The organism is Psychrosphaera sp. 1_MG-2023 (genome assembly GCF_030548245.1).
Taxonomy (GTDB): domain Bacteria; phylum Pseudomonadota; class Gammaproteobacteria; order Enterobacterales; family Alteromonadaceae; genus Psychrosphaera; species Psychrosphaera algicola.
In genome coordinates this window covers 74,385-85,222 of record NZ_JAUORW010000020.1, presented here as the reverse complement: position 1 = coordinate 85,222, position 10,838 = coordinate 74,385, and the positions used below count along the sequence as shown (strand labels likewise).

At 38.4% G+C, this 10,838-nt stretch carries 10 protein-coding genes; 7 read left to right on the top strand and 3 right to left on the bottom strand.

Annotated features, from left to right (window positions below; genetic code table 11):
* Window positions 1–103: 103 nt before the first annotated feature.
* A complete protein-coding gene (locus Q4575_RS17030; protein WP_303523611.1) occupies window positions 104–850 on the bottom strand; it encodes a transporter substrate-binding domain-containing protein in 747 nt (248 codons plus the stop codon).
* Between the two features lie 37 nt (window positions 851–887).
* A complete protein-coding gene (locus tag Q4575_RS17025; RefSeq protein WP_303523614.1) occupies window positions 888–1,520 on the bottom strand; it encodes an arylesterase in 633 nt (210 codons plus the stop codon).
* Window positions 1,521–1,609: 89 nt separating this feature from the next.
* On the opposite strand from Q4575_RS17025, the gene Q4575_RS17020 reads away from it, so the two are divergent.
* The 4 genes from Q4575_RS17020 to Q4575_RS17005 all read left to right on the top strand — a co-directional run bounded on the left by Q4575_RS17020 (window position 1,610) and on the right by Q4575_RS17005 (window position 6,502).
* Window positions 1,610–2,413, top strand: a complete 804-nt coding sequence (locus Q4575_RS17020; protein WP_215962059.1) for an ABC transporter ATP-binding protein — start codon at window positions 1,610–1,612, stop codon at window positions 2,411–2,413.
* Window positions 2,403–5,090: an ABC transporter permease gene (locus Q4575_RS17015; RefSeq protein WP_303523608.1), complete on the top strand. Its 2,688-nt coding sequence runs from the start codon at window positions 2,403–2,405 to the stop codon at window positions 5,088–5,090. The genes Q4575_RS17020 and Q4575_RS17015 overlap by 11 nt, the downstream gene beginning before the upstream one ends.
* Before the next feature lie 212 nt (window positions 5,091–5,302).
* The gene (locus tag Q4575_RS17010) at window positions 5,303–5,716 is read left to right on the top strand and encodes a CBS domain-containing protein (protein WP_215962057.1); all 414 of its coding nucleotides are present in this window, start codon (window positions 5,303–5,305) and stop codon (window positions 5,714–5,716) included.
* 279 nt (window positions 5,717–5,995) lie between these two features.
* On the top strand, window positions 5,996–6,502 hold the full coding sequence (locus Q4575_RS17005; protein WP_215962056.1) for a gamma-glutamylcyclotransferase family protein: 507 nt from the start codon (window positions 5,996–5,998) through the stop codon (window positions 6,500–6,502).
* A gap of 372 nt (window positions 6,503–6,874) precedes the next feature.
* Here the strand turns inward: Q4575_RS17005 and Q4575_RS17000 are convergent, their stop codons facing one another.
* On the bottom strand, window positions 6,875–7,549 hold the full coding sequence (locus tag Q4575_RS17000; protein WP_215962055.1) for a phospholipid-binding protein MlaC: 675 nt from the start codon (window positions 7,547–7,549) through the stop codon (window positions 6,875–6,877).
* A 380-nt stretch (window positions 7,550–7,929) separates the two neighbouring features.
* Between Q4575_RS17000 and Q4575_RS16995 the strand changes: the two genes are divergently transcribed.
* From Q4575_RS16995 to prpB, 3 genes are all read left to right on the top strand, one after another.
* The gene (locus Q4575_RS16995; protein ID WP_303523605.1) at window positions 7,930–8,721 is read left to right on the top strand and encodes a TatD family hydrolase; all 792 of its coding nucleotides are present in this window, start codon (window positions 7,930–7,932) and stop codon (window positions 8,719–8,721) included.
* 452 nt (window positions 8,722–9,173) lie between these two features.
* The gene (locus Q4575_RS16990; RefSeq protein WP_215962053.1) at window positions 9,174–9,830 is read left to right on the top strand and encodes a GntR family transcriptional regulator; all 657 of its coding nucleotides are present in this window, start codon (window positions 9,174–9,176) and stop codon (window positions 9,828–9,830) included.
* 30 nt (window positions 9,831–9,860) lie between these two features.
* Complete coding sequence (prpB, locus tag Q4575_RS16985) at window positions 9,861–10,739, top strand: methylisocitrate lyase (protein ID WP_215962052.1); 879 nt, start codon at window positions 9,861–9,863, stop codon at window positions 10,737–10,739.
* Window positions 10,740–10,838: the final 99 nt, after the last annotated feature.

Below are 10,838 nucleotides of genomic sequence, written 5' to 3'. Positions count from 1 at the left end.
TCCCATCGTCTAGAGGCCTAGGACACTGCCCTTTCACGGCGGTAACAGGGGTTCGAATCCCCTTGGGAGTACCATTTCATTTCTATTTATTACCCATCTCTTTCTATCTCGTTTGTTCGAATTCTTTCATTGTTGACATCATTTTTTCCAAAACATCTTTGTCTAGATTTTTATTTGCAGCTAAATACGTTGATTGCCATAAACTTTTTAATGGTATGTACTTTTTATATTTAAACTCTTCACCTGATTCTGAAATTGGATCATATTCAAATTCTTCTACTACAAAATCCACTTTTTTGTTTTTTAACAAGTGCCAAGAATCAACAATGGAATTCGTAAGAATAAGATTTTTTCCTTCTTCAAACCCAATTGACGATAAATATTCATGGGCATAATCGTGCCTTTGTACCGCAATACTATATTCTTTCACTTGCTGCAGACTTTTTACTTGCAACAATGCCTTGTCATCATGCCCGACTAAATAAGGTCGAAATTCATAAACTTTAATAAACCAATGAAACTTATCAAGACGTTCTGGGGTTTTTGCTATTGCGTAGATGAGTGTGTTTGGTTTATTTAAAGCTTGGCGGAACGCGCGAGCCCAGGGGTACATTTCAATCTCATACGATAAATTCGCTTTAAGCATAAAAGCACGAACTTGTTCAGTGGCATACCCACCAATATGGTTTTGTTCCAATGTTTGATATGGGGGAGATAATTCCGTCACTATCGTCAGAGGTTCCGCATTCGCTTTACTGAAACCAATACAGAATAAAAACAATAGACTTTTTATGGTTATAATTCCGACATTGTAAAACTTAAAAGCTTTGATTTTTCGCACAATTCGCATTAGTTTTCCTTAATCTGTGCCTGACTTCGTATTTACACTAATTATCTGTTAACAATTTTTCTATTGCTGGTTTCATTATGTCTCTAATAATGACCTGAGCACTTTTATTTGGATGAATTCCATCTTGCAGCATGTAACTCGGATTAATGGCAATCGAATCCATAAAAAACGGCATGATTGGAATATCAAACTGTTCAGCGAGGGCAGGGTATAAACCTTCAAACATTGTTGTGTAACGTTTACCATAATTGGGCGGTATTTTTATTTGCATAATTGCGATGTTGACGTTATTTGCTTTTAGTTTTGTGATCATTTGGGTCAAATTACGTTTTATCGTTGTTGTTGGAAAACCCCTCAACCCATCGTTACCACCGAGTTCAATAATGAGCCAGTCGTCCTGTACCAATTGATGCCTTTTAAGCACATTTTCAATTCGGGCCAAACCCCCACCAGTTGTCTCACCACTAATACTTTCGTTGATCAAATTAATCTCAGATCCTTCAACGATAAACGTTTCATTTAGTAAATAAGGCCAGCTTTCTTCGATCGTCATGCCATATCCGGCACTAATACTATCACCGTACATTACGACTTTAATTTGACTTGCATCTAAACAAAATGAAAAAAGGCATAACAAGGGCACTAACAGTCTGTTACATTTAATAATCATTTTTTTATAAAACAACTTTGATCTTAATAGGTTAATTACGTCAAACTGTTTAGTATTACTATTTCTTGGCATTAAGAGAACCCAAAATTATGAACAAACAAAACTTATCTGCAATAAATGCAAACAATATCGAAAAACAAGTATCTCTGCCAAGCGCGACATCCGCAACCGATTCTGACAAAAAGTTAGAAATATTAAAGAATATTAATTTGACGGTTAACTGCGGAGAAAGCATAGCGATTGTTGGGGCATCAGGCTCTGGCAAGTCGACACTACTTGGTATTTTGGCTGGATTGGATTTACCGACCAAGGGGGAAATGTTTTTTTACGGTCAACCATTTCACCAACTAGATGAAGAGCAACGAGCCGGTGTTAGACGAAAGGATGTTGGATTTATCTTTCAACAGTTTTTGCTTGTGCCAAGCCTTACAGCACTCGAAAATGTCATGTTGCCAGCGGAGTTGTCAGATGATGCTGAAATGCGTGCAAGCGCAAAATCAGAAGCAGAACGATGGTTGCAGAAAGTTGGATTAGATCACAGGCTAACGCATTTTCCAAATCAACTGTCAGGTGGCGAGCAGCAACGTGTTGCGATTGCCCGGGCGTTTATTACCAAACCTAAATTGTTATTTGCCGATGAACCATCGGCCAATCTGGATTCCGACAATGGCAAGTTAGTTGAAAACTTATTATTTGAATTGAATCAAACAGCAGAAACGACTTTAATTTTAGTGACCCATAACCCTGAATTAGCAAAACGCTGTCAACGCACGGTTTCTTTAATTGGAGGAACTCTTGTTGAAGAAACGGCACCAGACAAAGATCCTAGCGATGAGCTTGCAGATGGCACGTTGGATTTAGATATATCAGAGGCAATTGCCAATGCATTCTAATGACACAGTAAATACCCGAACATCGGCCCCTATTAATTATTGGTTTGCGATTGCCTGGCGTTTATTTACTCGCGAATTTGGTCGGGGCGAATTAACAATCATTGGTCTGTCTATCGTGTTAGCAGTGTCGTCTGTGATGGCCTTATCTAGTGTCACCGATAGAGTCGACAAAGCTATAATGAGTAAAAGTGCCGCTTTTCTTGCCGCGGATCGTGATTTAAGCAGTGCCCATCCAATGGGTGACCAATTTATTACTAAAGCAACTGAACTCAATCTCGCTACTGATCAGCACATTTATTTTTCGTCGATGGCGTTTGCCGGTGACCAAATGAATATTGCTGTTATTAAAGCGGTATCTCCAACTTATCCATTGCGCGGTCAGTTGTTTGTTACAACGGACCTATCAACAAACAATAAGATAGAGAAACACGGTCCTAAAACAGGAGAAGCGTGGCTAACAAAACGATTGTTTTATGCATTAAACCTCGACCCAGCGGCACTTAAAAACATGTCATCAACACTAAAAGTAGATGTCGGTGAATTAACCTTACAGGTTACGGGGGTCATTGACGCTGAACCTGATGCGCCATTTGAGGTATTTAGCAGCGGTACTCGGATCATCATGAACATAGAAGATGTCCCTGCAACAAAAGTTATACAACCGGGAAGTCGAATTTCCTATGTAAATCTGTTTGCAGGAGATGAAGCTGATTTATCTGACTTTGATGTTTGGATAAAAGATAACTTAAAAGAAAATCAACGTTTCCGAAATGTTAAAGAAGGTGCGTCCAATATAACGGCATCGTTAGAACGGGCAGAAAGTTTTTTAATGCTAGCAGGTGTTCTAGGAGTTTTATTAGCGGCCACCGCCGTAGCAGTGGCGACTAAACTATATAGTCAACGTCATTTGGACTCAATCGCCATCGTTAAAACTTTAGGCGCAAGCTTAAATCAAGTCAAAGTGATCTATTTGTTTCAATTAGTTTTAATCGCGGTGTCGAGTGTTGCAATTGGGATAATTTTTGGCGCTATTATGCAGCAAGGTGCGGTAAGTGCGATGGCTGCTTATTTACCTGATGAATTGCCATCAATTGGCTTAAAACCGGTTATTATGGCAATGATTACTGGCTTAGTATGTGCCTTTATGTTTTCAATACCGTCGCTTTTAAAGTTGTTTTCTGTTCCGCCATTACGGGTTTTAAGACGTAATCTGGGTGATGATATTGCAACGAGTATTTCTGCTCGAATACTAATGGCTCTCACGACAATATTGCTGGTTTGGATCTACAGTCAAAATATTCAAATCACACTAATCATAGGTGTGGCAGGAATTATACTCGTTGTGTTGATCTTAGTGTTTACTCGTTTAATGCTTTATTTTTCTAGAAAAATAGGTAATAGCGTCGGCGGCAGCGCAGTAAAAATTGCACTTGCATCGTTAAAGCGCAGAGTAAAAGAAAATGCTGCTCAGATGATAGGGTTTACGTTGGCGATTATGCTTATCTTAATTTTGTATTCTCTTGAAAACTCAATTATTCAAGAGTGGCAGGAGCAATTGCCCGAAGGTACACCAAATCATTTTGTCATTAACATTGCTCAACACGAACTTGATGATGTGAAACAAGAATTAAGTAATCAAGGGTTAGAACCTGAACAGTATTACCCAATTATTCGTGGTCGACTGACGCATATTAATGACGAAAAACTGGTGCAAAAGAAACAAGAGGAAACCGGCTCTAAATTACGTGACGGTAGTGAGACCGAAAATAATACGCAACAAGCTCAAGCCGCAACAGAATCGATTCCAAAATCACAAAACAGCGGGAGCGGTGAGCAAACTGAAAATGAAGAATCGGAGCAAAAACAACGAAATGGCATAGGTCGTGAGTTAAATCTTACATTTTCGGACGAAATGGCTAAAAACAACGTACTTCTTTCGGGCGAATGGATGCCAGAAGGAAAGGGCCCACAGGTTTCAGTCGAAGAAGGTGTTGCTGAGCGAATGCAGATTAAACTTGGTGATAACCTAACATTCTTGATTGGTGCGCGAGAAGTCTCGGCACAGGTTACCAGTATTCGGGAAGTTGATTGGAATAGCTTTCAGCCTAATTTCTTTATGATATTTAGTCATGATGTATTGAGTGACTTTCCTGCGACTTTCATCACTTCTTTCTACTTACCAACAGAGAAGAAGTTGTGGTTGAATGATTTATTACATGACTACCCAACACTAAGCGTTATTGACGTAGAGGCGATGTTAAATCAAATCCAACAGACTATAGCGCAGGTAGCTGTTGCAATCCGGATCGTGTTAATAGTGGTGGTTTTTGCCGCAACGTTAGTGTTGTTAGCTCAGGTGCAAAGTTCACTTGACGAACGACGCCGCGAAACTGTTATTTTTAGAACATTAGGTGCGAAAGGCAGTCTAATTCAATCTGCGATAATAATAGAATTTTTAAGTTTAGGCGCGATAGCTGGGATCATTGCCGCAACAGTGGCGGACTTTAGTTTGTTTTTATTGCAATGGCGGATTTTTGAAATGAGCTGGTCACTGCATTGGGAGCTTTGTTTGATAGGGCCTGCAATTGGTGCTGGATTTGTGGCAACAGTAGGTGCGTTGAGCACACGTAGTTTAATGAAAATGTCACCTAATGAGCTTATTCGCCATTTGAGTTAGATTAGGGTCGTTGTTATTAGATCAAGCTTAATGTGCTTAAGTTGAGTTTGATCTTATTCTTTGTGGAATTTATGCTATTACCAGCATTATTTTATGGCTTAAAAAGAAAAATATTTGGCATATATAAACAACTGAATATTATAATGAAGTAGATTTAGCCGGTGTTGGTTCCTGTCGACACAAGAAGGCGGCGATTAGAGTCAAGGAGTATCATGAAAATCACTCGATTAATGACTAGTGAAGTTGTAACGGTTCACTTGGATGAATCCTTAAGCGTTATTAAAAAGATATTTGAAGAAGAATCGTTTCATCACATTCTGGTTGTTGATCACCGTAAGTTGGTTGGCGTTATATCAGATCGCGATTTACTGAAAACGCTAAGTCCAAATATCGATACTGTCGCTGTGACGACTAAAGAGTTGGCGGCATTAAACAAACGTGCTCATCAGATTATGAGTCGTAATTTAGTTGTATTGACCGAAGACTCTACTGTTAAAGATGCAGTATTATTATTTAATCAAAATAGTGTTTCCTGTCTACCTGTCGTTACGTCTGATAATAGGGTATTAGGAATTTTAACTTGGCGTGACATTATGCGTGCTTTAGGCAAAAAGTATGAAGGCTAACGCATATAGTTAAATTAGACTGAAGGCTCAACATATTTGTCAGTTGCATTCAGTTTTGATTTTAGATCGAGTTGAAATCTAGATCCTCGGATTAACGTGTAAAACCGTCCCTGCAAGTTGTTCAGCCCTGCCTTAAGCCTTGTTTTTATAGAAAACCAAAAATCTTGTTGCTAACAATCACTAACTATTTTGATTTATCTAAATTAGTTTAATTTACTGGTTGGACGTAACATGTTATTAACTATGGAATAAGCAAGTTCCAAAAACCGAGAGAATGAATTGTTATATTACGCGTATGGTTCCAATATGGCATTAAGCCGAATTCAAAGAAGAACGCCAAGTGCAAAGCGTTTAGGTACTTTTAAATTAACTAAGCATAAACTCATGTTTAATATGCGAAGCACAGACGGTTCAGGTAAGTGCGACGCCTTATTCACTGATAATCCAAGTGATGTTGTGTTTGGTGCTTTATACGAAATAGAAGACGCAGAAAAAAACATTTTAGATAAGGCTGAAAGCCTTGGACACAGTTATGGGATAAAAAGTGTCGAAGTGACTGGAGAAAATGGCGAGCTTGTTACTGCCCAAATGTATTATGGCCTCACGACTGCCGATAAGTTAAAACCTTATGACTGGTATTTAAATCATGTACTAATTGGCGCGGCTGAATTAAATATGCCACTGGAATACCTGCAAAAAATTAAAATGATTAAGGCAATTAAAGATCAAAATCAAATACGTGAAACCAGAGAATTTGCGATTCATAAAAAGATTTTAACAGATTAATAAATCAATTCTGCAATTCATATTGTTTGACCTAAAGTGTTAGAGGTTTGGATACAAAGAATCAATATGTATTCAATTAAATTACGATCAATAAAAATAAGCATGGACGCATTGTGAAATACTTCCGACTTATCGCTTTTTTTTGCTGAGTTGTCAGTGAGCGCCCAAGACTTATAAATACTCATAACTATCTAGTTGGTTCAGAGCTTAGTCAGCGGTGAGAGAATACACTAAATTTTTGCAGGGAAAGTGACTCATGTGACATTGAGTTTTTATGGTTGAAAAATAGAAGGGGAAGGCTGTATAAAATAAAATACCCAATATATGAGGTCGAATTCTATATATTGGGCAATTAGCAGAGCGCGAATTAAATCAGTTTAAAACCGTATTTACGACATATTCAATGCCATTTTGACGGATTGGCGTAGATAACTCTGCGCGTTTAGAGTCTACTAAGCTGATGCCTTCAACAATTAGGTCATATGCTTTCCATTCACCAGATTGACGGCCTTTTCGAAGTTTAAATATCATACTTAACGTGGGGCCGTTATCAGACATTAATTCAGCTTTTACATTTACCGATTTTTTCCCATCAACGTTTTTATCTTGCTCATAAACGACTGTTTGATTTGTATATTGCGATAAAGCACCAGAATAGGTTTGAATTAGTGATCGTTGCATTGCATTGACAAACATTTCACGTTCTTCTTTTGTCGATTTTTTTAGTTGTGTCCCCAAAATTTTGTATGAAGCAAACGTAACGTCTATGAAAGGCATTAATTGTTCTTCAACGAGGTCTTGCATCGAAACAGTACTTACAGCTGACTCGTCAGCATTGATGCTTTTGATATGAGTAACTGATTCAAACAAAGTCTCACCAAGTTGTTGAACAAGTAAGTAAGGCGACCCTTGTCTGTCAATTTGCGCTAACTTTTTTGTATTTTCTAGCACATACTCGTTACCACTTAATGGGTTGTTATCTTTAGAAACCGCTGCAGCGGAGAAGGTAGCCAATATGGCTACTGCAATAATTAAGTTTTTTAACATTTCGACCTCGACTCGTATTGATGTGTTTTATCATTCATTTTGGATGTCTTCCAACGAACTCGATCATAATACCGACCGCTCGGTCTGTAAAGAAAGTTTTTGTTCTCAAATGGAAAATATCCGTTTCCAATTTAAGTCTATTGATACGAATTGCTAAAGGTATTGGATCACTTCAGATGATTGATAAATAATTAAAAAATGAGGCTGACGTGAGCGAGGCTCTACTTTTGGTATTCGGTATTAATTCGATAGCGATTAAGTCAGCAATACACAGTGAAAGGCCATTTACGCTTACAATATAAAGTAATTTGTCAAATGGCTATGTTTCTGCGGTTTGATTTGGGATAATTAAGCTAATTTTATTTTTACCAAGGTATAACATGACTTTGCAATTAATCGACTCGCATTGCCATCTTGATCGCATTGATTTACAAAAAGAAAAAATTGAATTTGATCAATTATTTGATAATGCGGCGGCAAACCAAGTATCACATATGTTATGTGTTGCTATTTCAATGGATCAATTTCCAACTATGGTTGCAACGGCAGAGCATAGAGAAAATGTATTTTTCTCCTGTGGAGTTCACCCTTGTCATGTTGGCGAAGACAAAAATTATGCATTAAGTGATTTACGTAAATTAGCGGATGCACCACGTGTCGTCGCCGTGGGCGAAACTGGGTTAGATTATTATTACTCAAAAGATTCGATAAAAGAGCAGCAGGCAAGTTTTGCACACCACATTGAAGTTGGTCGTCAGCTGGGCAAACCGGTAATTGTTCATACTAGAGATGCACGTACCGACACGATTGACATCCTAAAAGCGAATAAAGCAAATGAATGTCGTGGCGTATTGCATTGCTTTACTGAGTCCTGGGATATGGCGAAAGCAGCAATGGATTTAGACTTTTACATTTCAATTTCAGGTATCGTAACGTTCAAAAATGCAGTTGAATTGCAAGATGTGGTTAGAAAAATGCCACTAGATAGATTGCTTATAGAAACTGACTCACCTTATCTTGCGCCAGTTCCTTATCGAGGTAAACAAAATCAACCTGCATATGTTAGGCACGTTGCTGAATTTATTGCAAAACTTAAGAACGTGCCAATTGAAGAAGTGGCAAGCGTTACTACAAATAATTTTAAGCAGTTGTTTTCTACAACTAACTTATAAGCTACCTACTATTAGTATCTAAACGGATTCAAAACCCATGCGAAATGGAATATATCAAATCGCAGGCAAAAAAAAGCCCTGAACGATTCCTGCTCAGGGCTAGGGGAATGGCTCTCTACAGAGCCGTGCGCTAACAGTTACCACTACCTAAAGTGGTTCACATAAAGGTTCAAAGAACATAGCTTTATGTGGTGAGTTGAGACAGTCTAGATCAACAAATTCTTAAAATAAAGCCCTAAATGAATATTTTTTAATCGAGGGCAAATCAACAACTTGTATGTTTACTAAACAGACTGTGCAGACCTTTTGCACCGGTTTTACCCAGCTTATCCACAGCGTCATGCAATTTATCTTTTATTTACTCATTGTCGACAATATTGCTATTTTTAGTTGATCTTTCATTAAAACTCCACTAGATTGTCGACACTTGATGTAATTATTGACGAGCACACATGATTTCAGATCAACCAATAACCAGCTCAGATAAGATATTCTACTTACTACGTAACGCGATAGTGGAAGGATCAATTAAGCATGGATCTAAATTAAATGAAGCTGAATTGTCGACAACCTATGAAGTTAGTCGCGCAGTGATCCGAGAAGCAATTAATCGCTTGGTTACATGTCATTTAGTTGAACGTAAAGCAAACGTTGGTGCCAGAGTTGTTGAATTGTCTGAACATGGATTGATAGAGCTTTATCAAGTAAGAGAATCTTTAGAAGGCATGGCTGCAAGACTTGCAGCTCAAAACATGACTCAACAAGAAATCGCTGATCTAAATCAACTCCTTGAGTCCCATTTTGCAACTGTTAAGCCCGGCGAATCTTATTATCAGGAAGCTGGTGATGTTGATTTTCATTATCGAATAATCTTGGGCAGTAAAAATCAGCAATTGATCACGATATTAGTGGAAGGCATTTACCATTTAGTACGAATGTATAGAGTTCAATTTGGAATGGCGGGGCCTCGGGTAACAACAGCCTTTGACGAACACAAGTACATAGCGATGGCAATTAAAAACCGAGATGCAGAATTAGCGGAAATGTTGATGAGAAGACACATCACCTATTCAAAAAATAATATTGCTGACAAATTGTCGCAATCTTAATAATAATTAAATCACACAGCGAGAGAACTTATGAGTCCAGGTAAAAAATTTCGTCAAGCTTTGGTTGACGCTAAACCATTGCAAATTGTAGGTACTATTAATGCGTATTCGGCCATGATGGCAAAAGAAATTGGTCATAAAGCAATTTATTTGTCTGGTGGTGGCGTTGCAAATGCATCTTATGGTTTACCCGATCTAGGCATGACATCGCTTAACGACGTACTGGTTGATGTTCAGCGTATTACGTCTGCCTGTGATCTACCCCTTATGGTAGATATTGATACAGGATGGGGAGGCGCATTTAATATTGCTAAAACGGTAAGAGATATGGAAAAAGCCGGCGCGGCTGCAGTACATATGGAAGACCAAGTCGCTCAAAAACGTTGTGGTCATAGGCCAAATAAAGAGATCGTACCAACTTCTGAAATGGTTGACCGTATTAAAGCGGCAGTGGACGCAAGAACGGATCCTGACTTTTTCATTATGGCGAGAACAGACTCATTTGCTCAAGAGGGAATAGATGCAGCGATTGAACGTGCAAAAGCCTATGTTGAGGCCGGGGCTGACGGGATCTTTGCTGAGGCTATCCAAACGGAAGAACATTATCGGGCATTTTCAAGCGCACTGAGCGTTCCTATTCTCGCTAATATTACTGAATTTGGCAAAACAGAATTGTGGAATCGCGACCAACTAAGTGATTGGGGGGTGGCTATGGTGCTTTATCCATTAAGTGCGTTTCGAGCGATGAATAAAGCGGCGGAAAATGTTTACAAGTCAATTTTGGATAACGGCGATCAAAAAGCGGTTATTGACCAAATGCAAACTAGAATGGAATTGTACGATTACCTTAGTTATCACGAATATGAACAAAAGCTCGATGCATTATTTGCAGAAGGTAAAAACAAGTAGCAATTTCGAACAACTAGAACACAAATTAAATTATTTATAATAAGCCGCATCAAGTGGCAATAAACAATATTTACACACCCTACAATGTGGAGAACATCT

What these genes read in the sequence shown, in the direction of transcription:
- prpB (WP_215962052.1), top strand. Translation starts at nt 9,861, where the DNA reads ATGAGTCCAGGTAAAAAATTTCGTCAAGCTTTGGTTGACGCTAAACCA.
- Q4575_RS17015 (WP_303523608.1), top strand. Translation starts at nt 2,403, where the DNA reads ATGCATTCTAATGACACAGTAAATACCCGAACATCGGCCCCTATTAAT.
- Q4575_RS17010 (WP_215962057.1), top strand. Translation starts at nt 5,303, where the DNA reads ATGAAAATCACTCGATTAATGACTAGTGAAGTTGTAACGGTTCACTTG.
- Q4575_RS17025 (WP_303523614.1), bottom strand. Translation starts at nt 1,520, where the DNA reads ATGATTATTAAATGTAACAGACTGTTAGTGCCCTTGTTATGCCTTTTT.
- Q4575_RS17030 (WP_303523611.1), bottom strand. Translation starts at nt 850, where the DNA reads ATGCGAATTGTGCGAAAAATCAAAGCTTTTAAGTTTTACAATGTCGGA.
- Q4575_RS17000 (WP_215962055.1), bottom strand. Translation starts at nt 7,549, where the DNA reads ATGTTAAAAAACTTAATTATTGCAGTAGCCATATTGGCTACCTTCTCC.
- Q4575_RS16995 (WP_303523605.1), top strand. Translation starts at nt 7,930, where the DNA reads ATGACTTTGCAATTAATCGACTCGCATTGCCATCTTGATCGCATTGAT.
- Q4575_RS16990 (WP_215962053.1), top strand. Translation starts at nt 9,174, where the DNA reads ATGATTTCAGATCAACCAATAACCAGCTCAGATAAGATATTCTACTTA.
- Q4575_RS17020 (WP_215962059.1), top strand. Translation starts at nt 1,610, where the DNA reads ATGAACAAACAAAACTTATCTGCAATAAATGCAAACAATATCGAAAAA.